The organism is Streptomyces sp. NPDC053069, assembly GCF_044546895.1.
Classification (GTDB): Bacteria; Actinomycetota; Actinomycetes; order Streptomycetales; family Streptomycetaceae; genus Streptomyces.
On record NZ_JBITZN010000008.1, the window covers coordinates 307,341 to 329,212 of the forward strand.

Annotated in this window: 21 protein-coding genes; 9 read left to right on the forward strand and 12 right to left on the reverse strand. The window is 71.3% G+C overall.

Annotated elements, in window-relative coordinates; genetic code table 11:
- Window positions 1-51 precede the first annotated feature (51 nt).
- The 6 genes from ACIGXP_RS20985 to ACIGXP_RS21010 form a co-directional block, all read right to left on the reverse strand.
- Entirely contained in the window at window positions 52-1,041 is a 990-nt protein-coding gene (locus ACIGXP_RS20985; protein WP_363217084.1) for a zinc-dependent alcohol dehydrogenase family protein, read from the reverse strand.
- Complete coding sequence (locus ACIGXP_RS20990) at window positions 1,038-1,865, reverse strand: carbohydrate ABC transporter permease (RefSeq protein WP_399770274.1); 828 nt, start codon at window positions 1,863-1,865, stop codon at window positions 1,038-1,040. The genes ACIGXP_RS20985 and ACIGXP_RS20990 overlap by 4 nt, the downstream gene beginning before the upstream one ends.
- On the reverse strand, window positions 1,862-2,800 hold the full coding sequence (locus ACIGXP_RS20995; RefSeq protein ID WP_363217082.1) for a sugar ABC transporter permease: 939 nt from the start codon (window positions 2,798-2,800) through the stop codon (window positions 1,862-1,864). Before ACIGXP_RS20995 ends, ACIGXP_RS20990 begins: the two co-directional genes overlap by 4 nt.
- Complete coding sequence (locus ACIGXP_RS21000; protein ID WP_399770277.1) at window positions 2,797-4,167, reverse strand: ABC transporter substrate-binding protein; 1,371 nt, start codon at window positions 4,165-4,167, stop codon at window positions 2,797-2,799. Before ACIGXP_RS21000 ends, ACIGXP_RS20995 begins: the two co-directional genes overlap by 4 nt.
- 76 nt (window positions 4,168-4,243) lie before the next feature.
- On the reverse strand, window positions 4,244-5,014 hold the full coding sequence (locus ACIGXP_RS21005; RefSeq protein WP_363217080.1) for a DeoR/GlpR family DNA-binding transcription regulator: 771 nt from the start codon (window positions 5,012-5,014) through the stop codon (window positions 4,244-4,246).
- Between the two features lie 280 nt (window positions 5,015-5,294).
- Window positions 5,295-6,116: an NAD-dependent epimerase/dehydratase family protein gene (locus ACIGXP_RS21010; protein ID WP_399770280.1), complete on the reverse strand. Its 822-nt coding sequence runs from the start codon at window positions 6,114-6,116 to the stop codon at window positions 5,295-5,297.
- A gap of 209 nt (window positions 6,117-6,325) precedes the next feature.
- On the opposite strand from ACIGXP_RS21010, the gene ACIGXP_RS21015 reads away from it, so the two are divergent.
- Window positions 6,326-7,267 carry a 5-dehydro-4-deoxyglucarate dehydratase gene (locus tag ACIGXP_RS21015; protein WP_399770282.1) on the forward strand — a complete coding sequence of 314 codons (942 nt, stop codon included), beginning with the start codon at window positions 6,326-6,328 and terminating at the stop codon, window positions 7,265-7,267.
- The gene (locus ACIGXP_RS21020; protein WP_399770285.1) at window positions 7,264-8,427 is read left to right on the forward strand and encodes a hypothetical protein; all 1,164 of its coding nucleotides are present in this window, start codon (window positions 7,264-7,266) and stop codon (window positions 8,425-8,427) included. The genes ACIGXP_RS21015 and ACIGXP_RS21020 overlap by 4 nt, the downstream gene beginning before the upstream one ends.
- On the opposite strand, the gene ACIGXP_RS21025 is transcribed toward ACIGXP_RS21020, so the two are convergent.
- The gene (locus tag ACIGXP_RS21025) at window positions 8,364-9,596 is read right to left on the reverse strand and encodes an MFS transporter (protein ID WP_399770287.1); all 1,233 of its coding nucleotides are present in this window, start codon (window positions 9,594-9,596) and stop codon (window positions 8,364-8,366) included. The genes ACIGXP_RS21020 and ACIGXP_RS21025 overlap by 64 nt on opposite strands.
- A 296-nt stretch (window positions 9,597-9,892) precedes the next feature.
- Here ACIGXP_RS21025 and ACIGXP_RS21030 point away from each other — a divergent pair, with 296 nt between their 5' ends.
- From ACIGXP_RS21030 to araD, 5 genes are all read left to right on the forward strand, one after another.
- Entirely contained in the window at window positions 9,893-10,474 is a 582-nt protein-coding gene (locus ACIGXP_RS21030) for a TIGR03086 family metal-binding protein (protein ID WP_363220347.1), read from the forward strand.
- A gap of 75 nt (window positions 10,475-10,549) precedes the next feature.
- On the forward strand, window positions 10,550-10,927 hold the full coding sequence (locus tag ACIGXP_RS21035) for a hypothetical protein (RefSeq protein WP_399770290.1): 378 nt from the start codon (window positions 10,550-10,552) through the stop codon (window positions 10,925-10,927).
- Between the two features lie 120 nt (window positions 10,928-11,047).
- Window positions 11,048-11,722: a GntR family transcriptional regulator gene (locus tag ACIGXP_RS21040; protein ID WP_399770293.1), complete on the forward strand. Its 675-nt coding sequence runs from the start codon at window positions 11,048-11,050 to the stop codon at window positions 11,720-11,722.
- Window positions 11,719-12,543, forward strand: a complete 825-nt coding sequence (locus ACIGXP_RS21045; protein ID WP_399770296.1) for a dihydrodipicolinate synthase family protein — start codon at window positions 11,719-11,721, stop codon at window positions 12,541-12,543. Before ACIGXP_RS21040 ends, ACIGXP_RS21045 begins: the two co-directional genes overlap by 4 nt.
- Complete coding sequence (araD, locus tag ACIGXP_RS21050) at window positions 12,531-14,252, forward strand: L-arabinonate dehydratase (protein WP_399770298.1); 1,722 nt, start codon at window positions 12,531-12,533, stop codon at window positions 14,250-14,252. The genes ACIGXP_RS21045 and araD overlap by 13 nt, the downstream gene beginning before the upstream one ends.
- A 260-nt stretch (window positions 14,253-14,512) precedes the next feature.
- Here araD and ACIGXP_RS21055 read toward each other — a convergent pair whose 3' ends face one another.
- Window positions 14,513-14,815: a hypothetical protein gene (locus ACIGXP_RS21055; RefSeq protein WP_399770301.1), complete on the reverse strand. Its 303-nt coding sequence runs from the start codon at window positions 14,813-14,815 to the stop codon at window positions 14,513-14,515.
- Between the two features lie 116 nt (window positions 14,816-14,931).
- Here ACIGXP_RS21055 and ACIGXP_RS21060 point away from each other — a divergent pair, with 116 nt between their 5' ends.
- Together ACIGXP_RS21060 and ACIGXP_RS21065 are read left to right on the forward strand one after the other, a co-directional pair.
- A complete protein-coding gene (locus ACIGXP_RS21060) occupies window positions 14,932-15,729 on the forward strand; it encodes an HAD family acid phosphatase (RefSeq protein WP_363220341.1) in 798 nt (265 codons plus the stop codon).
- 273 nt (window positions 15,730-16,002) lie between these two features.
- Window positions 16,003-17,400, forward strand: coding sequence for an NCS2 family permease (locus ACIGXP_RS21065; protein WP_399770304.1), 1,398 nt, complete (start codon window positions 16,003-16,005; stop codon window positions 17,398-17,400).
- Window positions 17,401-17,406: 6 nt separating this feature from the next.
- Here the strand turns inward: ACIGXP_RS21065 and ACIGXP_RS21070 are convergent, their stop codons facing one another.
- Genes ACIGXP_RS21070 through ACIGXP_RS21085 form a run of 4 tightly spaced genes read right to left on the reverse strand, consistent with a single transcriptional unit; the run spans window position 17,407 to window position 21,796 of the window.
- Window positions 17,407-18,861, reverse strand: coding sequence for a peptidoglycan D,D-transpeptidase FtsI family protein (locus tag ACIGXP_RS21070; RefSeq protein ID WP_399770307.1), 1,455 nt, complete (start codon window positions 18,859-18,861; stop codon window positions 17,407-17,409).
- A gap of 54 nt (window positions 18,862-18,915) precedes the next feature.
- Window positions 18,916-19,575, reverse strand: coding sequence for a response regulator transcription factor (locus tag ACIGXP_RS21075; RefSeq protein WP_363214951.1), 660 nt, complete (start codon window positions 19,573-19,575; stop codon window positions 18,916-18,918).
- On the reverse strand, window positions 19,572-20,861 hold the full coding sequence (locus ACIGXP_RS21080) for a sensor histidine kinase (RefSeq protein ID WP_399770310.1): 1,290 nt from the start codon (window positions 20,859-20,861) through the stop codon (window positions 19,572-19,574). Before ACIGXP_RS21080 ends, ACIGXP_RS21075 begins: the two co-directional genes overlap by 4 nt.
- Window positions 20,858-21,796: a hypothetical protein gene (locus ACIGXP_RS21085; RefSeq protein ID WP_399770312.1), complete on the reverse strand. Its 939-nt coding sequence runs from the start codon at window positions 21,794-21,796 to the stop codon at window positions 20,858-20,860. The genes ACIGXP_RS21080 and ACIGXP_RS21085 overlap by 4 nt, the downstream gene beginning before the upstream one ends.
- Between the last annotated feature and the right edge of the window lie 76 nt (window positions 21,797-21,872).

Sequence of the window (21,872 nt, forward strand, 5' to 3'; positions counted from 1 at the left end):
CGAACAACACCGCTTTACCGTTCCCTTACCAGCCGAAACCCGTCGAACGGCCTACGGCACCACCACGATCTTCCGCCCCACCCCCGCCGCGAACTGCTCCAGTGCCTGCGGGTACCGCTCCAGCGGGATCCGGTCGCTGATGAACACCCGCGGATCCAGCACCCCGTTCGCGAACAGTTCGGCCGCACGCTCGAAGCTGTGCAGGACGGCCATCGAACCGGTGATGGTGATCTCCTGGTTGTAGATCCGGTACGGATCGATCGTCACCCGGGTCGCGTAGTCGGCCACCCCGAACTGCAGGAACGTGCCCGCCTTCGCCACCCGGTCCAGACCGTCCTGGATCGCCGCCGCGTTGCCGGTCGCGTCCACGACCACGTCCCAGCCCTGCGGGCGGTCCAGTTCGTCCGCGCTGCCTGCCGCTGCCGAGACACCGAGCAGGCGGGCCGTCTCCAGGCGCGCCGGGTTCACGTCGACCATGTCCACGCTCGCCGCGCCCGTCCGCTTGGCCAGTTCCAGCATCATCAGGCCCATGGTCCCGGAGCCGTAGACCAGGACGTGGGCGCCGAGGCGGGACCGCAGCACGTCGTAGCCGCGGACCGCGCAGGACAGGGGCTCCACCAGGGCCGCGTCCTCGGTGCGCACGTGTTCCGGCAGCTTCACGCAGTTCGCCACCGGGGCGACCGCGTACTGTGCCGCGCCGCCCGCCGTGGTCACGCCGATCGCGGCCCACCGCTCGCACAGGTTGTTGTGACCGGTACGGCAGTAACGGCACTCGTAGCAGTACAGCGAGGGATCCACGGCCACCCGGTCGCCGGTCGCGACCTCGGTGACCTGGCTGCCGACCCCGACCACCGTGCCCGCGAACTCGTGCCCGGGGACGATGGGCAGCTTGGGGGCGAACTCGCCCTGCAGGATGTGCAGGTCGGTGCCGCACAGGCCGCAGGCCGCCACTTCCACGACGACCTCGCGCGGGCCCGGCGTCGGGTCCGGCACCTCGGTGACGACGGCGCGGCCCACGGACTCGATGACGGCGGCCTTCATTTCACGGCTCCCAACGACAGGCCCTGGACCAGCTTGTCCTGGGCGGCGAACCCCGCGGCGAGCACCGGCAGGGAGATGACGAGCGACGCGGCGCACACCTTGGCCAGGAACAGGCCCTGGCTGGTGATGAAGCCGGTCAGGAAGACGGGGGCGGTCTCGGCGACCACGCCCGTGAGGACCCGGGCGAACAGCAGCTCGTTCCAGCTGAAGATGAAGCAGATCAGGGCCGTCGCCGCGATGCCGGGCAGGGCGATCGGGGCCACCACACGCGCGAGGACCGTCGGCAGCCGGGCCCCGTCCACCCGGGCCGCCTCGATGACGGCGACCGGGACCTCGGCGAGGAAGGACTGCATCATCCACACCGCGATCGGCAGGTTCATGGAGGTGTACAGGATGACCAGGAGCCAGATGTTGTCGAGCATCCCGGCGTTCTTGGCGAACAGGTAGACGGGCAGCAGGCCCGCCACGGCCGGCAGCATCTTCGTGGACAGGAAGAAGAACAGGACGTCCGTCCACTTCTTCACCGGCCGGACGGACAGCGCGTACGCCGCCGGAAGGGCCAGCAGGAGGACGCACAGCGTGGAGACCAGTGAGGCCACGGTGGAATTGATCAGCGCGGGCCACGGGCTCGGCCCGCCGCCGCTGCCGAAGAACTCGCGGTAGCCGTCGAGCGTCAGCGGCGCGGCGAAGGACGGCGGGTTGGTCGCGGCGTCGGACTCCGAGTGGAACGACGTCAGCGCCATCCACGCGATCGGCAGGAAGAACACGATCCCGGCCAGCCAGGCCACCAGAGCCAGCCCGTTGCGGCGCAGTACGGCGTTCATGCGCGGGACACCTCCTCGCGGAACAGGGACGACACCACGCGCAGGGCGAAGGTCGCGATGACGATCGAGCCGATGACGACCAGGACCCCGGCGGCCGAGGCGAGCCCGTTCTCGTGGGCCTGGTAGAAGCTCTGGTAGACGGTGTAGGGGAGGTTCGCCGTGCCCAGTCCGCCCGACGTGATCGTGAAGACCGCGTCGAAGTTCTGGACGATGTAGATCGAGCCCAGCAGGGCCCCCAGCTCCAGATAGCGGCGCAGATGGGGCAGGGTCAGATGGCGGAAGATCTGCCAGTCGTTCGCGCCGTCGACCCGCGCGGCCTCGATCTGCTGCTGGTCCCGGGACTGCAGCCCGGCGAGCAGGATCAGCATCATGAACGGCGTCCACTGCCACACCAGGGAGGCCTCGACCGCGAGCAGCGGAGTGTGTGAGATCCAGTCGGGCTGTGGGCCGCCCACATAGTGCAACAACCCATTGAGCAGGCCGTATTCGGGGTTGTAGAGCACATGCTTCCAGAGCAGGGCGGCGGCCACCGGCACCACCAGGAACGGCGCGATGAGCAGGGTGCGGACGATGCCCCGGCCGCGGAACCTCCGGTCCAGCAGCAGCGCCAGCGCCAGTCCCAGCACCAGGCTGGCCAGCACCACCGCCACCGTGAGCAGCACGGTCGTCCACACCGAGTGGCGCAGGTCGGCGTCGGTCAGCACCTGGCGGTAGTTGTCGAGGCCGGTGAAGCGCCGGGCCTTGGGGTAGAGGGCGTTCCAGTCGAAGAAGGAGATCACCAGCGTGGCCACGAACGGCAGCTGGGTCACGGCGATCATGAAGACGAGGGCCGGCAGCAGCGGGGCCCGGGTGGCCCAGGCGCGCAGCCGGGCCGAGGGCTGCTTCAGCGTTCTTGCGGGGGCGGCGGCGTAGGGGGCCGTGGTCGTCGCTGTCATCGTCCCTCGTACTCCTTGGAGATCTTCTCGGCGAGCGCCTGCGATGTCTTCAGGGCCGAGGCGACGGACTGGCGTCCGGCGATGGCCGCGCTGATCTCCTGGGAGACCTTGGTGCCGAGGTCGGTGAACTCGGGGATGCCGACGAACTGGATGCCGGGCGCGGGCCGCGGCTGCACCCCGGGGTCGTTCGGGCGGGCGCTCTCGATGGCCTCCCTGGTCATCTCCTGGAAGGACGCCGCCGATGTGCGGTAGTCCGCGTTCGTGTACGTCGACGCCCGCTTGCCCGCGGGGACGTTCGACCAGCCGCTGGTCCTGCCGACCAGCTGCTCGTATCCCTTGCCGGACGCCCAGGAGACGAACTTCCAGGCCTTGTCGGGGTTGCGGGAGGCCTTCTGGATGCCCCAGGCCCAGGTGTACAGCCAGCCGGAGGAGCCGGTCTTCTCGACCGGGGCGGCGGCGTACCCGAGCTTGCCCTTGACCGGGGAGCCGGCCGCCTCCAGCAGCCCGGCCGCGGAGGTGGCGTCGTACCACATGGCGACCTTGCCCTGGGTCATGTCGTTGAGGCATTCGGCGAACCCGGACTGCGCGGCGCCGGACTCTCCGTGCGCACGGACGAGATCGACATAGAACTTTGTCGCCTTCTCGAACTCCGGGGAGTCCAGGTGGGCCTTCCAGTGCTTGTCGAACCAGGTGCCGCCGAAGGTGTTCACGACCGTGGTGAGCGGGGCCATCAGTTCGCCCCAGCCCGGCAGGCCGCGCAGGCAGATGCCCTTCATGCCGGGCTGCGCGCCGTCCGCCCGCGCGGCCAGGCCGGCGACCTGCTGCCAGGTGGGGTGGGCCGGCATGGTGAGGCCCTTCGCCGCGAACACGTCCTTGCGGTACATCAAGAAGGACGACTCGCCGTAGAAGGGCTGCCCGTAGAGCTTGCCGTCGTCGCCCGTGAGGGACTGCCGCATCGGCTTCAGGACGTCCTGTTCGTCGTACGACGCATCCTTCGCGACGTATGTGTTCATCTGGTGCAGCCAGCCGTTGCGGGCGTAGATCGGTATCTCGTAGTTGGAGAGGGTGGCCACGTCGTACTGGCCGGCCTGGTTGGCGAAGTCCTGGCTGATCTTGTCGCGCACATCGTTCTCGGGCAGGACGGTGAAGTTGACCTTGATGCCGGTCTCCTTGGTGAAGTGGGCGGCGGTCAGCTTCTGCAGCTCGGTCATCTGAGGGTTGTTGACCATCAGCACGTTGATGGAGTCGCCGCCGGAACCGGTCCCGCCCGCACCGGCCCAGCAGCCGGAGAGCAGCGGGGCGAGCAGCGTCCCTGCGGCGGCCATGACGAGCGTGGCTCGCGGCCTCCGTCGGCTCGGGATACGCATGGATCGCTCCTGGAGATTTGTGGATATAAGGGGCACTGAGAGGCGGGGAACACCGCCGAGGGGGTGGATGGGACTTTCAGACCCGGATGACCTGCGGGCCCAGCAGGGAGTAGCGGTGGGCCTCGGCGGCCGGGAGTTGGGTGCTCGTCACGATCGCCTCCAGCGCGCCGATCTCGGCGAACCGGCAGAAGCTGACCGCGCCGAATTTGGTGTGCACGCCCGCGAAGACGGTGCGGCGCGCGGCCCGTACGGCCTGTGCCTTGACCTCGCTGACCGCCGGGTCGGGCGTGGTCAGGCCGTGCTCACGGGAGATGCCGTTGGCGCCGACGTAGGCGAGGTCGAGGACGAAGCCGGCGAGCATCTTCGTCGTCCAGTGATCGACGGTGGCCAGTGTGCCGGATCGCACCCGGCCGCCGAGCAGCAGCACCGAGACCTGCTCGGCCTGCGCCAGGGCGCCCGCGACCGGCAGGGACGCGGTGACCACCGTCAGCCGTCGGTCGGTCGGCAGGGCCTCGGCGATGAGCTGCGGGGTGAAGCCCTCGTCCACGAAGACCGTCTCCGCGTCCCCGAGCAGCTCGGCCGCGGCGGCGGCGATCCGGCGCTTCTCGGGCACGTGGCTGGTGGCGCGGAAGGCGAGTGTCGTCTCGAAGCCGGCGCTCTCCACCGGATAGGCGCCGCCGTGCGTACGACGGATCAGGCCGTGGTCCTCCAGGACGCGCAGATCGCGCCGGACGGTCTCCTTGGCCACGCCCAGCGCGGCGGCGAGCGCGGTGACGTCGACCGAGCCGCTCGCGCGAGCGGCCCGCACGATCTCACGCTGGCGTTCTTCCGCCGTCCTCGTGCTCATGGGGTCACCCACCTTTCACCCTCCCGCGGAGCTGCCCGTTCGGGCCCTCGGGGAAAGTTTCTACCGGGGGTGTGCGCCGCTGACCAGGCCTGTCGGGGGTCCGATACTGCCCGGGTGTGCCCGTTTGCCGGACCGGGCTGCCCGGCCCGGACCTGCGCAGCCGTGCGGCGCGGGGTGGGAGCGGGCGCCGCGGATGCCCGGATACGGCGGGGGCGGGCCCGTTCGGTGCCCGCCCGCGCGCGTGAGCGATGGTTTTCGGCCTGCCAGGGCGCCGCCGAGGTCAGTACGGCCAGAGGGGCGGATCGTTCACGAAGTGCCCGCCGAGGTGGCTGTGCGCCGGGTTCTGCGGGTCCAGCTCGCCCTGCTCGGCGATCAGCTTCCCGGCGTACGGCTCGGAGTCGTCCTGCGGCTCGTAGCCGAGCGCCCGCGCGGTGGTCAGGTCCCACCACAGCCGGGTGTTGGCGGAGGAGCCGTGGACGACCGTGTGGCCGACCTCCTCGGCGGTCAGGGCCGCGTGGAAGAGGCGGGCGCCGTCCGCCGGGCTCATCCACACCGAGAGCATCCGCACGCTGGTCGGCTCCGGGAAGCAGGAGCCGATGCGCACGGACACGGTCTCCAGGCCGTGCTTGTCCCAGTACAGCTGGGCGAGGTCCTCACCGAAGGCCTTGGACAGACCGTAGAAGGTGTCCGGGCGGTGCGGGGCGTCGACCGGGATCGGCGGCTCGCCCGCGCGCGGGGCGGGGGTGAAGCCGATGGCGTGGTTGGAGGAGGCGAAGACGATCCGCGGCACACCCTCCCGGCGGGCGGCCTCGTACAGGTTGTAGGTGCCCTCGACGTTGGCCTTCAGGATCTTGTCGAAGGGCGCTTCCAGCGAGATGCCCGCGAGGTGGAGAACCGCGTCCACGCCCCGCACGGCCTCGCGCAGCGCCTCCGTGTCGGCGAGGTCGGCGGTGATCGCGTCCGGCTCGCCCTCGACGGGGCGCATGTCGAACAGGCGCAGCGTGTAGCCGTACTCCGGCAGCAGGGACCGCATCAGGGTGCCGAGCCCGCCGGCGGCGCCGGTGAGCAGGACGGTGCGGGGAGCGGTGCGGGGAGCGGGCATCCGGGTTCTCCTTGTGAACGGTATTCACATGCGTGGAAACGCTAGGGAGGTTCGCCGTACACCGTCAAGTCTCCCCTGAGGTGCGTGAATTCGCTTCGGTGTGGCGAGTGCGCCCGCTTGACCGGCCGTAAAGGGCCCCTTAGCGTGGTGGCGTTCAGAAATGTAGACGTGGATCAGATACATGCACCGGCGTGCCCCAAGGAGAGCCCGTGACGCCCACTCCTTTCACCGAACGGCTCAGCGATCCGCGCGGGCCCCTCTTCTTTCCCGTCACGGCCTACGGCCCCGACGGCTCACTCGACCTCGACGCCTACCGCACCCATGTGCGCCGGGGCGTCACGGCGGGCGCCGCCGCCGTGTTCGCCTGCTGCGGCACCGGGGAGTTCCACGCGCTGCTGCCGGAGGAGTTCGAAGCCTGCGTCCGGGTGGCCGTGGAAGCGGCCGGCGGACGGGTCCCGGTGGTCGCCGGCGCCGGCTACGGCACCGCGCTCGCCGTCCGTTACGCCCAGCTCGCCGAGGCGGCGGGCGCCGACGGCCTCCTCGCCATGCCGCCGTACCTCGTCCTCGCCGGCCAGGAGGGGCTGCTGCGGCACTACCGGGAGATCGCCGCGGCCACCGCCCTGCCGTTGATCGTCTACCAGCGCGACAACGCCGTCTTCACCCCGCAGACGGTGGTGGAACTCGCCCGCACCGAGGGGATCACCGGCCTCAAGGACGGCCTCGGCGACCTCGACCTGATGCAGCGGATCATCAGCGCCGTACGCACCGAGGCTCCCGGCGACTTCCTCTACTTCAACGGCCTGCCCACCGCCGAGCAGACCCAGCTCGCCTACCACGCCCTCGGTGTCACCCTGTACTCCTCGGCCGTCTTCTGTTTCGCCCCCGAGATCGCCCTCGCCTACCACCGGGCGCTGGCCGCGGGCGAGACGGCGACCGTCCGGCGCCTCCTGGACGGCTTCTACCGTCCGTTCGTGGAACTGCGCGACCAGGGCCGGGGCTATGCCGTCTCGCTCGTCAAGGCGGGTGTACGACTGCGTGGCCTGGACGTCGGCGAGGTCCGGCCGCCGCTGCACGAGCCGGCGGAGGAGCACGTCGGACACCTCGCCCAGCTGATCGAGCGCGGATACGAGCTGCTGGCGGAGGCGGCGTGAAGGCGTCGGCGTTCGTCTACCCCTGGGACGTGAACGGCGACCCCGACGCCCCGGCACGCATCGCCGGGCTCGGCGTCGAGCAGGTGACCCTCGCCGCCGCCTACCACTCCACCCGCGCCCTGACCCCCCGCCACCCCCGCCACCGCATCGTCACCGCCGAGTACGCGGCCGTCCTGTACCCCATGGGCGAGCGCTGGGCAGGCCGCGGCCTCAGGCCGTACCCCGCCGGCCGCTGGGCCCCCGGCGACGCCTACGGCGAGGCGGCAGCGGCCCTGACCGCGGCCGGCCTGGAGGTGCACTCCTGGGTCGTCCTCGCCCACAACTCCCGCCTGGGCGCCGAACACCCGGACGCCTCGGTCGTCAACGCCTACGGCGACCCCTACCCCTGGGCGCCCTGCATCGCCCAGCCCGCCACCCGCGCGTACCTGGTCGACCTGGCCGCCGAGGCCGCCGTACGCCCCGGCGCCCACGGCACCGAGCTGGAGTCCCTCGGCTGGTACGGGCTGCAGCACCTGCACGCCCACGACAAGACCTCCGGGGTGCCACTGGGGGAGGCCGGGCAGTACCTGATGTCCCTGTGCTTCTGCCCGACCTGCCGCGCCGGGTACGGCGAACAGGGCCTGGACCCCGAGGTGCTGGCCGCGTCCGTGCGGGCCGCGCTGGAGCCGCTGTGGCGGGGCACGGCGGACGACGAGGGCTGGCTCACGGTCGGGAAGCTGCTCGGCGAGGAAAACGCGGCCCGCACGCGCGCGTGGCGCGAGGACACCGCCGGAACGCTCCAGGAGGAGGCCGTCGCCGCCGTACGCGCCGCCGCACCGGCCGGCTTCCAGGTGCTGCTGCACGCCGATCCGGTCTCCCACCACTGCGGCGCCAACGCCGGCGTCGACCCCGCCCGCGTCCTCGCCGTCGCCGACGGTGTGGTGGTGCCCTGCACGGGCGGAACGGCCCTGCTGGCACCCTTCGCCGAAGCGGCCCGGGAGCGGACGGTGCTGGCCGCCAACCTCACCGTCGTCTCCGGGATGGGCGGCAGCCCCGGGACGCTCGCCGCGGACGCGGCACGCGCGCGTGCCCAGGGCGCGACCGAACTACGGCTCTATCACGCCGGGTTGGCGTCGGACGGCGACCTCGCCCCGGTGCGCGAGGCGCTGTCCGCGCGCTGAGCCAGGGAAGCCGCCGTCCCGAGCAGCGCGAGACCGTACACCGGCAACAGCAGGGCGGGAGAGGCGAGTTCGACCAGGCCCGCGCCGACGGCGAGGCCCACGACGTTGGGCGTGAAGACCAGGGTGCTCGCGGTGGCCGTCGCCCGGCCGAGCAGGGGGCCGGGCGTCTCCCGCTGGACGGCGGTGAACGCGGCGACGAGCACACAGGGCAGCCCGAGGCCGCCCGCCGCGGACGAGGCGAGGGCCACCGCGTCCGACGGCACGGCACGCGCGGCCACCGCGAGCGCCGTCAGCGCGATCCCCGCCGCCGCGAACCGGCGCGCGCCCAGCCGCCGCAGCGCGGCCCCCGAGACGAGACCGGCCGTCACCGAACCGGCGCCCTGGACGGCGTACAGCACACCCGTGTACGCGGGGGAGTGGCCGAGACGGTCGACGACGGCGTACAGCGTCGTGCTGCACAGGGAGCTGAGGAGCATCGTCATGCCGCCCGCCCGGACCAGCGGGCGCAGCCCCGGGTGCCCCCACAGGTGCCGGACGCCCGCCACGGTCTCCCGCCGCCAGTCGCCCCCGGACCGGGCGGGCCGCTCCTCACGCACCCGCAGCAGGGCGTACAGCCCGGCGGCGACCGCGAAGGTGCCCGCGTCCAGGCAGGCGACGGCCGGACCGCCGAAGGCCGTGTACAGGCCCGCCCCGGTCAGCGGGGCCACGAGCTTCAAGCCCTCGGTGACGGCCATGCGCAGCCCGTTGAAGTCGCCGAGGCACTCCGGGCCGATCGCCGTGGTCACCAGGGCCGACTCGGCCGCGTCCTGGACGACCTCGGCGGCGCCGTAGACCAGCAGGACCGTGAACAGCAGCCACAGGCCGCCCGGGGAGTCGACGGTGCACAGGGTGGGCAGCAGGACCGCCAGGCCCGCGTTCAGAGCCACCAGCAGCGGCCCGCGCCGCACGCGGTCGGCGATTGTGCCCAGCGCCGGGCCCGCCAGGGTCGGCGCCCACATGGCGAGCATGCACAGCGCGGCCAGGCCGTCGGACCCGGTGAGGTCCTTCACCCACACGCCCGATGCCAGGAACAGCGCCGAGTTGCCGAAGCCCGACACCACCACCGCGGCCAGATACAGCCCCGCGCTGCGGTCCCGCAGCACGCGGAGCAGGGTCCAAGAAGTCGTCATGCCTGCTCATCGTGGGTCTGAGGAGGGCGGGCGCGGATCGGTGAGGTGCCTTATCCGCCGGGCGGGGCGCGGCGGCGGCAATCCGTCGGAACCTGTCAGGAACGCCCTGGGGCGTACGCCGGGCCGCGGACCTGCCGTCGGCGGACGAGGGGCATCAGCAGAACGTGGGCGAGACCGACGGCGGCGGCCTCGGTGGCCGGGAATCGCCGCGGGAGTGGCTGCGGGGTATCGATGAATTCTCGGGCGCCGGCCGGTCAGCCCTTCGCAGCAGGACCGCAACCGTCAAGGAGTAGGACATGACCATGATCGATCTTGGCCCCCAGACCAGAATGGTGGCTGGGCTGGTCGAAACGGTGACCGACGACCAGCTCACGGCCCCCACGCCGTGCCCGGACCTCGCGGTGCGGAATCTGCTCGGCCACATTCACATGCTCTCCGTGGCCTTCCGCGACGCCGCCCGCAAGGACCTCGGGCCGACGACCGACACCAGCCCGACCGCTACCGTCCCGGACATCGGCCCCGGCTGGCGCGAGAAGCTGCCCGAGGCCCTGGACGAACTCGCCGACGCCTGGCGTGATCCGGCGGCCTGGACCGGCATGACCCGCGCGGGCGGGGTGGACCTGCCGGGCGAGGTGGCCGGTGCCGTCGTCGTCGACGAGCTGGTCATCCACGGCTGGGACCTGGCCCAGGCCATCGGACGCCTCTACGCACCCGACCCCGCCGCCCTGGACTCGGCCCACGGCTTCCTGCTCATGGCGGCCGAGGACCCGGACCGCGGCGGCGGCCTCTTCGGGCCGGTCGTCCCGGTGGCGGAGGACGCGCCGCTGCTGGAGCAGGCGGTGGGGCTGAGCGGGCGGGACCCGATGTGGCGTCCATGACTGAGTAGGAGGGCAGCTGCGGCATGAGTACGTGCACCGGTGTGGCGGCCGCCGTGACGCCGGTTCACTGCTCGCATGACGACACAGCACATCACCCCGCTTCCGGGACCGGCCGACCGTGACGCGCGGGACCGCCGGGCCTGGGTGGCACCGACGATCGCGACGGCCCTCCTGTGCGTGCTCGGCCCGGCCGCCGTCGTCCTGGCGGGGTTCTCCGTGATGGCGACGGACAGCTGCGGCCCCGACGACTGCTCGGCCGCGCTGAACACCTCCCTGTCCTGGATCTTCGGACTGCTCCGCTACGGCGGCCCGCTGTGCATCGGCACCCTGCTCACGGCCTGGCTGCTGCCCTGGACACGCCGCTGGTCCGTGACGCGCGCCTGGACGGCGGTCCTGGCCGTGCTGCCGCCCCTGGGCGTGTTGTTCCTGGTGTTCACCCTGCCGGCCCCGTGACGGGCCGCGTGCACCTTTTTGTCAGAAGCATTGACGAATCACGAGCCCCCTCCTACTTTCAACGCGTCGCACTTCGTACGTCATATATGAGACGCGATATGTGAGATCCGAGAGGGCCGCATGACCTCCGTGCCCACGCCGATCCCGTCCCGCACGCAGTACGTGCTGGACGCGATCAAACACCGCATCCTGACCGGCCGGCTGTCACCCGGTCGGGCCCTGGTCGAGACGGAGCTCGCCGCGCAGTTCGGAGTGTCCAAGACCCCGGTGCGGGAGGCGCTGAAGACCCTCGCGGGGACCGGACTCGTCGTGATGAGCCAGTACAAGGGCGTCACGGTGCGCATGATGGACGCCGACATGGCGCGCGAGGTCTACGACGTGCGGCTGCTGCTGGAGCCGGAGGCGCTGCGCAGGACCGTCGGGCGCGGAGCCTGCCTCGACGCCGCCCGTGACGCGCTCGACCGGGCCGACCACGCCACCGACACCGCCGAACGGTCCCTCGCCAACCGGGAGTTCCACCGCGCCCTGTACCTGCCGTGCGGCAACCCGCTGCTCGGCCGGATGCTGGACGAGGTCCGCGACCAGGCCGCCCTGGTCTCCGCCGTCGCCTGGGCCGCCGACCCCTCCTGGGAGCGGGAGGCCGCCGAGCACCGGGAGATCCTGCGGCTGGCGCTCGACGGCGACGCCGACGGCGCGGCGCGCGCCCTGCACGCCCACATCGCCTCCTTCATCCAGCGCGCTTTCCCCTCGGACGCCGAGGACACCGAGTCCCGGCCGGAGGAAGGTCATCGATGAGCAGTGTGACGTTCGAGACCCAACGGGCGGCGTTGGCCGACGTGGTGGCCATCCCGGTGACTCCGTTCGCCGAGGACGGCACCGTCGAGGCCCTCACCCCCCAGGAGCGGCGCGTGGTCACCGAGCTGACCGTCGAGGAGGCGGGCGGGCGTGCCGTGATCCTCGTCGGCGTCGGGCACGACCTGCCCACTGCCATCGCCGCCGCACGGCACGCCCGCGACCTCGGCGCCGGGATGGTCATGGTCCACCAGCCCGTCCACCCCTGCGTCTCGGCGGCCGGCTGGGTCGACTACCACCGGGCCATCGCTGAGTCCGCGCCCGGGCTGGGTGTGGTGCCGTACATCCGCAACGCCCAGCTGCCCGGCGCCCGGCTCGCCGAACTCGCCGACCACTGCCCGAACGTCATCGGGGTCAAGTACGCCGTCCCGGATGCCGCACGCTTCGCGGCCTTCGCCCGTGACGCCGGTCTCGACCGCTTCGTCTGGGGCGCCGGTCTTGCCGAGCCGTACGCCCCCTCCTACTTCTCCGCGGGCGCCACCGGCTTCACCTCGGGGCTCGTGAACGTCGCGCCGGCCGTGTCGCTGAACATGATGGAAGCGCTTCGATCGGGCGACTGTCCGGCGGCCATGAAGGTGTGGGAACAGATCCGCCGCTTCGAGGAGCTCCGCGCCGCCCACGGCTCCGCCGACAACGTCACCGTCGTCAAGGAAGCCCTCGCCGCGCTCGGCCTGTGCCGCCGCGACGTCCGCCCGCCGAGCATGCCCCTGCCCGAGCACGAGCGCGCCGAGGTCGCCGCCATCGCCGCCGGATGGTCCCTATGAGGAAGCTGAGAAGCCACCAGTGGTACGGGACCGACGGGTTGCGTTCGTTCAGTCACCGGGCCCGGACCCGGCAGCTCGGGTATCTGCCCGAGGAGCACCTGGGCAAGCCCGTGATCGCCGTGCTCAACACCTGGTCCGACATCAACCCGTGCCATGTGCACCTGCGGGATCGCGCCCAGGCGGTGAAGCGCGGGGTGTGGCAGGCCGGCGGGTTTCCCCTGGAGTTCCCGGTCTCGACGCTGAGCGAGACCTTCCAGAAGCCGACGCCGATGCTCTACCGGAACCTGCTGGCGATGGAGACCGAGGAACTGCTGCGGTCCTATCCGGTCGACGGTGCCGTGCTGATGGGCGGGTGCGACAAGTCGACGCCCGCGCTGCTGATGGGTGCGGCCAGCGCCGGTCTGCCGGCCGTCTTCGTGCCTGCCGGGCCCATGCTGCCGGGGCACTGGCGGCGCGAGGTGCTCGGCTCCGGTACGGACATGTGGAAGTACTGGGACGACAAGCGGGCCGGTCTCATCGGCGACTGCGAGATGGCCGAGCTGGAGAGCGGCCTGGCCCGTTCGCCCGGGCACTGCATGACCATGGGTACGGCGTCCACGCTGACGGCCGCCGCCGAGGTCCTCGGCGTGACCGTGCCGGGCGCGTCGAGCATTCCCGCCGTCGACTCCGGGCACGGGCGGATGGCCGCCAAGGCCGGGATGACCGCCGTGGAGCTGGTCCGGAACGACCGGAGGCTGTCGCGGATCCTCACCCGTGAGGCGTTCGAGGACGCGGTCACGACCGTGCTCGGCCTCGGCGGCTCCACCAACGCCGTGATCCATCTGATCGCCATGGCCGGCCGTGCCGGGGTGAAGCTCACCCTGGACGACTTCGACCGCATCGCCCGGACCGTGCCCGTACTCGCCAACGTCCGCCCCGGCGGCCGTGAGTACCTGATGGAGGACTTCCACTTCGCGGGCGGCCTGCCCGGCTTCCTGTCGCGGATCACCGATCTGCTCCATCTGGACCGGCCGACGGTGTCGTACGACACCCTGCGCGAGCAGCTGCAGGGCGCCCAGGTGCACGACGACGACGTCATCCGCCCCCGCGACAACCCGGTCGCGAGCGAGGGCGGGGTCGCGGTCCTGCGGGGCAACCTCTGCCCGGACGGCGCCGTCATCAAGCACATCGCCGCCGAGCCCCGCTTACTGAAGCACACCGGCCCGGCCGTCGTCTTCGACGACTACAGGACCATGCAGCGCACCATCAACGACCCCGCCCTCGGCATCACCGCCGACAGCGTGCTGGTGCTGCGGGGCGCCGGGCCCAAGGGCGGGCCGGGCATGCCCGAGTACGGCATGCTCCCCATCCCGGACCACCTGCTCAAGCAGGGTGTGCGGGACATGGTCCGGATCTCCGACGCCCGGATGAGCGGCACCGGTTACGGCGCCTGCGTCCTGCACGTGGCCCCGGAGTCGTACATCGGCGGCCCGCTCGCGCTCGTGCGCACCGGGGACCTCATCACCCTGGACGTCGAGGCCCGCAGCCTCCGTCTCCACGTGGACGACGAGGAGCTGGAGGGCAGGCGGCTCGCGTGGACCCCGCCGCCGCCCCGGTACGAGCGCGGCTACGGCGTCCTCTACAACGGGCAGATCACCCAGGCCGACACCGGCTGCGACTTCGAGTTCCTGGCCCGGCCGGGCACGGTGCCGGACCCCTACGCCGGCTGAGCCACGCATCGAGAGAGGCGAAGCGCTTCACCCATGCGCATGCAGCAAGCGCTTCCTGCGCAGGCTGCCGCACCTGTTGACCGCCCCGGCGGCCCTGCTGATGCCGGGCTTCATCGCCTACCCGGTGCTCAGCGTCTTCCACTGCAGCCTGCAGAACTCGCCTTCATCCGGGTCGGTGACCCGTTGGACCTGCCTGGACGACTGGGCGTCATGGGAGGGGTGCTGATGCCCGGCAGGCGCACGCTCCTCGGCCCAGTCGATCAGTTCAGATGCCACAGCGCGTACGTGGCAAGAAGCAGGACCAAGCCCGCGCACGCCATCACCGCTCCCAGGAACCGCAGATAGCCCGCAGACGCGAAGAGCGTGGGCGATCCGCCGAGACGCCCCACGGCCGCCCACCGTTCCTCGTTCCTGCGCCGAATCCGCTCGGCCCTGCTCGTGGTGATTCCGCGCACGTCGAAGGCCCAGTTCACACCGCACCACAGGGCGGCCAGGCCGCCCAGGGCGAAGACGACGAGCAACACCGGGGATGGTCCGTGGGTCCCCGCGGCGACGTACTGCATATGTGGTGATCCTTTTCTCGTATCGATCGGATAACACCGCTCGCAGAGCCGGAGTTATGCGCGTAGACATTCTCTGACCTGGTACATCACTCTCATCCACCAGATCCGGAGAATCCATGCGGAAGTCCCACAGAGTCGTCACCGCCGGTGTCGCCTGTGCTCTTGCCGGTGCCGCGCTGTACGGCGCGGGCGCTGCCACCGCCGGGCAGTCGACGGCGAACTCCACCCACGAGCCCTACAACATAGGGCAGTTGGTGAAGGACATAGACAGCTATTACGGCACCACCGCCGACAGCAACGGCGTCTACCAGGCGTCCCCGGACAGCCCGTACGCCAAGGACCTGGCGGACATGGACGCCGCCGCCAAGCGCTACATCGACAAGGCGGCTCGCAAGGCGCACCGGCACGGCGAGAAGCCGGCCGTCGTCTTCGACATCGACGACACGCTGCTGCTCAGCCTCGACTACGAGAAGCGCTACAACTACACGTACAACCCCACCACGTGGAACGACTACGTGAACCGCGCCGACCGCCCGGCGGTCTTCGGCAGCCCCGAACTGGTCCAGTACGCCGCGTCCAAGGGTGTCGAGGTCTTCTACAACTCCGGCCTCAGCGAGGCGCAGCGCGCCGCCGCGGTCGCCAACCTGAAGAAGGTCGGCGCCGATGTGAACCTCGACGCCGACCACATGTTCCTCAAGGACAAGGCCAACCCGCCGGCCTATCTGAGCGACTGCGCCACCCCGAACGCCTGGAACTGCACGACCGTGCAGTACAAGTCCGGGACGCGCAAGCACATCGAGGACGACCTGGGTTACGAGGTCATCGCCAACTTCGGCGACCAGTACTCGGACCTCGACGGCGGCTACGCCGACCGCACGTACAAGCTGCCGAACCCGACCTACTTCGTCTCCTGACGGTCATCAACAGGTTCTGAGCAGCCGCTCGTACCCGGCCCCCGCCACGGCACAACCGTGCCGTGGCGGGGGCCGGCCGGGAGGGCGGCGTCGCGCCCGCCGCCCGCGTGGTTGTACTGCGGCTCTTCCAGCAGTGATTCGTACGGAACTTCGAACGTCGTATGACACGTCGAACGCTCTTCTGTAACACGAAGAAAACCTGAAACGGGTTCGACGAGGGAACAATCCAGCCAGCATCCGCACGTCGGTCATCAGGTGGCGAGGAGTGGGACCATGTCAGTGGACCGGTACTTCAGGATCTCCGAGCGGGGATCCACCTTCGGCCGGGAGATACGCGGCGGTTTCGCCACGTTCTTCACCATGGCCTACATCCTTGTCCTGAATCCGATCATCCTGGGCAGCGCCAAGGACAAGTTCGGCCACTCCCTCGACACCGGCCAACTCGTCACCGCCACGGCGCTGGTGGCCTGTGTGATGACGATCGTCATGGGCGTCGGCGGCAACCTCCCGCTGGCCGTCGCCGCCGGCCTCGGCCTCAACGCCGTCGTCGCCTTCCAGCTGGCGCCCCTGATGAGTTGGGCCGACGCGATGGGCCTGGTGGTCCTGGAAGGCCTCGTCATCTGCCTCCTGGTCCTCACCGGACTGCGGGAAGCCATCATGAACGCGATCCCGCAGCAGCTGAAGCAGGCCATCGGCGTCGGCATCGGCCTGTTCATCGCCTTCATCGGCTTCGTCGACGCCGGGTTCGTCAGCCGCATCCCGGACGCCGCCCACACCACCGTGCCGGTCCAGCTCGGTGCGGTCGGCCGGCTGACCGGCTGGCCCGTGCTCGTCTTCTGTCTCGGCGTGCTGCTGACCATCGCGCTGCTCGCCCGGAGGGTGAAGGGCGCGATCCTCATCAGCATCGTGACGATGACCGTCGTCGCCATCGTCCTCAACGCCGTCGCCGACATCAAGAGCTGGGGCCTGACCACGCCCAAGGTCCCCGACAGGATCGTCGCCGCCCCGGACTTCGGACTGATCGGTCACTTCAGCCTGTTCGGCGGCTTCGCCGAGGCCGGGGTGCTCACCGCCGTGCTGCTGGTGTTCACCCTGGTCCTGTCCGACTTCTTCGACGCCATGGGCACGATCGTCGGCATCAGCGCGGAGGCCGGGCTGCTCGACGAGAAGGGGCAGGTGCCCGGCATCGGCCGCGTGCTGTTCATCGACGGCGCCGCAGCCGCAGTCGGCGGCCTCGGCTCCGCCTCCTCCAACACCGCCTACATCGAGTCCGCCGCCGGCGTCGGCGAGGGCGCCCGCACCGGCCTCGCCAACCTGGTCACCGGCGGCCTCTTCGGTCTCGCCCTCTTCCTCGCCCCGCTGCTCACCATCGTCCCGCTCCAGGCGGCGGCGCCCGCGCTGATCGCGGTGGGCTTCCTGATGATGACCCACGTCAAGCACATCGACTGGGACCGGTACGAGATCGCCGTCCCGGCGTTCCTCACCATCGCCGCGATGCCGTTCACCTACTCCATCACCGACGGCATCGGGGCCGGATTCCTGTCCTACGTCGTCATCAAGACGGTGCTCGGGAAGGCGCGGGAGGTCAACTGGCTGCTGTGGGCGGTCTCGGCGCTGTTTCTGGTGTACTTCGCGATCGACCCGGTCGAGCAGGTTCTCGGGGTGAAGTGAAGGGCGTCACTTGAGTGCCGCCTGCATCATCGCCCTGGCCACCGGCGCCGCCAGACCGTTGCCGCTGACCTCCGACCTCGCCGCGTCCGACTGCTCCACCATCACGGCGACGGCCACTTCCTTGCCGCTGCTGTCGGACTTGCCGAAGGACGTGAACCAGGCGTACGGCGTCTTGCTGTTGTTCTCGCCGTGCTGGGCGGTGCCCGTCTTGCCGCCGACGGTGGCGCCGTCGATCAGGGCGTTCGTGCCCGTGCCCTCCTTGACCACCGTCTCCATCGCCGACTGAAGCTGCTCGGCGGTGGAGGAGCTGATGATCTCCTTGCTGTCCGCGTCGTCGTCGTAGTTGTGCAGCACAGCACCGCCGCTGTCGGTGATCTGCGACACCATGTGCGGCGAGACCAGCTTGCCGCCGTTGGCTATGGCCGCGGACACCATGGCCATCTGCAGGGGGGTCGCGGTGACGTCGAACTGGCCGATGCCGGAGAACGCGGTCTGCGGCTCGTCCATGCCGGAGGGATACACACTGGCGTAGGCCCGCACCGGCACGTCCTGCTTGTCGTCGTTGAAGCCGAACTTCTCGGCCATCGCCTTCACCTTGTCCTGGCCGAGCTGGACGGCCATATGGCCGAAGACGTTGTTGCAGGAGTACTGCAGGGCGACGCGGATCGAGGCGTTCTTGCACGGCGCCGACCTGTTCTCGTTCACCAGCACGTGCGTCGTGCCCCGCGGGGTGTAGGGGTCCGGGCTGTCGGTCTGCTCGTTCACGGTCTTGTACAGCCCGTCCTCCAGCGCTGCCGCCGCCACCACCAGCTTGAACGTGGAGCCGGGCGGCAGCGGCTGGCGCAGCGCCCGGTTGGTGAGCGGCTTGTCCTTGTCCGCGTTGAGCTGCTTCCAGGCGATCCCTGCCGTGTTGGCGTCGGTCAGCGAGGACGGGTCGTACGACGGCGTGGACACCACCGCGAGGATCTTGCCGGTCTTCGGGTCGACCGCGACGGCCGCGCCCTTGTTGCCGCCGAGCGCGCGGTACGCCGCCTTCTGCACGGCCGGGTCGATCGTCGTGAGCACGTTGCCCGGGTCGGCGCGCTTGCCGGTGAGCGTGTCCATCACGGTCTTCAGCCGGTTGTCCGTGCCGTTCAGCAGGTCCGCGTAGATGCCCTCCAGCTGGGTCGGGGCATAGGCCTGCGAGGCATAACCCGTCACCGCGGCGTAGAGCTTGCCGTCCGTGTACGTCCGCCTGTACGCGAGGTCGCTCCCTTTCGTCCGCGTCGAGCCGGTAATCGCGTTCCCGGCCACGATGATGTTCCCGAGCGGCCGCGAGTACGTCTGTATCGCGTTCCGCCGGTTGCTGTTGTCGTCCGCGAGGGCCTTGCCGTCGTAGAACTGCACCCAGGTCGCCCTGACCAGCAGAGCGAGCACGAGCAGCAGCGCGAAGACGGACGCCCGCCTGATCGTCTTGTTCATCCCGCTTCGAAGACGATCGGGACGGGGCCGATCGTTCCCGTACGCCCCGTTTTCTCATCGCCCGCTCAGAAAACCGGCCTCGTACGCGGCGATCACCGCCTGGGTGCGGTCCCGGGCGCCGGTCTTCGCGAGGACCGCCGCCACGTGCGACTTCACGGTCGCGGGGCCCACGTCCAGCCGCCGGGCGATCTCGGCGTTGGTCAGTCCGTCGGCCATGTGCCGCAGCACATCGCGCTCACGTCCGGTGAGCTTGCTCACCCAGGGCGCGGCCGATGCGGTGCCGCGCGCGTGCTGGGCCGCGAGGGACCGCACGGCCGACGGGAACAGCAGGGTGTCGGTGCGCGCGACCAGCCGTACCGCCTGCACCAGGGCATCGGCGTCCGACCGCTTCAGCAGGAAGCCGGCGGCACCGGCGCGCAGGGCGTCGTACACGTACGCGTCGTTCTCGAAGGTGGTCACGACGACGATCCGCGGCGGCTGTGCCATGGCGGCGACGATCTGCTCGGTGGCCCGGATGCCGTCGACCTCGGGCATCCGGACGTCCATGAGCACGACGTCGGGCCGCAGTTCCCGGACCACGGACACGGCCTCGGCGCCGGTGGTCGCCTCGCCGACGACCTCCAGGCCCGGCTCGGCGGAGAGGATGGCGCGCAGGGCGGTGCGGACCATGCGCTCGTCGTCGGCGAGGACGATCCGGATGGCGGGCTGGGTCATGCGGGTCCCTTCGGGAGCGGTCGGGGTTGCGTGTCGGCTGCCGTCGCGGCCGTGGTCAGGGGCAGGCGTACGTGCAGGCGCCAGGTGCCGCCCGACGGTCCCGCCTGTGCCGTGCCGCCCAGCAGCCGCACCCGGTCGGCGATGCCCCGTAGTCCGTGGCCGCCGCCGGGGCGGGGAGCCGTGGCCGTGCCCAGGGGGTTCTCGACGGTGATCTCCAGGTGGCCGGCGGAAGCGCAGATGCGCACGGCGACCGCCGTGCCGGCGTGCTTCAGGGCGTTGCTCAGGCCCTCCTGCACGATCCGGTACGCCTCCCGGGAGACCAGCGCCGGCAGCGCGGCGGGGTCGAGGCCGACGGTGGCCGTCACGGGCTGTCCGGCGGCCCTGGTCCGGCGCAGCAGCCCGTCGAGGTCGGTCGCGAGGGTCGGCGCCGGCGCGGTGCCCGGCGTGTCCCCGTCGCGCAACACGCCGAGCACGGCGTCGAGTTCGCCGACCGTGCGCCGGGTGGTCTCCTCGATGGCGGCGAGCGCCTCGCGGACGAACTCCGGGTCGGAGCCGAGGAGCCGGCGGGCCGCGCTCGCCTGGAGGGTGACGGCGCTCAGGGCGTGTCCGACGGAGTCGTGCAGCTCGCGGGCGAGCCGGTTGCGTACGGCGAGGTCGGCGGCCCGGGCCTCCGCGGCGGCCAGCCGGTCCTGCGGGGTGGGTCCGAGCAGCGCGGGCGCCCAGCGGGCCAGCAGGGCGCCGCAGCCGGCCGCGCACGCGGCGAGCGCGCACAGCATGGCCAGGCCCGCGACCGGGGACAGGGCCAACGCCCAGGGGTGGTCGAGGGCTTCGGGCAGGCCGAGCGGGGAGTGGCGCAGTCCGGCGAACAGGGGCAGTACGACCAGCACCGCCGCGAACGGCGGCACGGCCAGCGACATGCCGGAGATGATCCCGCCGAGGCCGAGGTGCAACGTGAACCAGGCCGCCGTACGGCCTCGTTCGGCCCGCGTCCGGGCCGGGCCGTGGGCGAGTGCCTCCGCGTCGATACCGCACAGGGCCCGCGCGGCGGCCGACTCCAGCGGCCGGGCCGACGGGAACAGCGCGGTGACGGCGGCCAGCGGCAACCCGACGGCGAACGAGCCGAGTTGCAGGGGGAGCGAACGGAAGACGTCGTCCACGCCGGTGAGCGGCCCGACGACCAACGAACCGACGAGGACGTACGGCATGGCGAGCGCGCCGCCGAGGATGAGATGGATCCAACGGCGCCGCGCCCGCCCGCCGAACAGCGGCCTCAACGCCCTTGTCACCGCGGTGCCTTGGCGGGCCGGTCCGCGAGGAAGTGGGCGATGACGCTCGCCACGAGCAGGCCGGTGATCATCTGCCCAGCGTAGGTGAGGCTGGTCAGCGGTGTCGGCCTGTAGGCCGTCACCAGCGTTCCCAGCGATATCCAGCCGCCCCAGCACGTCACGGCCCCGGAGCCGGTCCAGGCCAGCGCCAGCGGCACGGCGACCGGCAGTGCACGGCCCCGGCGGAACGCGAGCTGCCAGGCACCGGTGACGGCCATGGCCAGGAAGAGGACGAAGACGCACTGCAGGGACCGGGCACCGCTGCCGTCCGCCGAGGCCGCCCCGAAGGCCCGCAGCAGCCGCACCACGCCGGGGAACAGCGCGAGAAGCGCGGCCGTCACGGCCGTCAGCCGCTGCGCCCCCGTAGCGCCCCCGGCCGGCAGCTCCCGCACCCGCCCCCGCCACAGGTGCCCCCAGCGCTCACGGGCGTACCCCGCGAACAGCGCGCCGAGCGCCAGCCCCTGAACGATGAACCCGCTGTAGACCACCGCGAAGACCCAGTCGGCCAGGAAGGGTCTGCCATCGCTGTGGCCGCCTCCGCCGCCGTGCAGGACCAGTTGCAGCGGGAAGCCCACCATGATGGGTGCGAGGAGTCCCACAGCGAGCCACATCGGCACCGCGAGCAGCCAGGCCGGCACCCGCCGGCCCCACGGACGGGTCAGCAGCAGCGCGAGCACGACGACGGCCGCGTCCATCAGCACGGTGACGCCGTTGGCGAGCGCCGCGGTCAGCCGGTGCTCCAGCAGCGGACTGCCGTCCGGGATGCCGAGGTGGCTGCCGGCGATCCAGGCGGCCTTGAGGGACATGTACGGCAGGCAGGCGGTGATGGCCACGAGCCGGAGCGAACGGCGTCGCGTGGAGATGCCGGCCGTGAGAGCGGCCGTTGAGATCGTCATGCCCCAACGCTCCCGCGTCGCCCCGGGCGAGCACCTCCTGCGGCCCGACGATCCGTCTCCGCCGCACGGGGGAGGG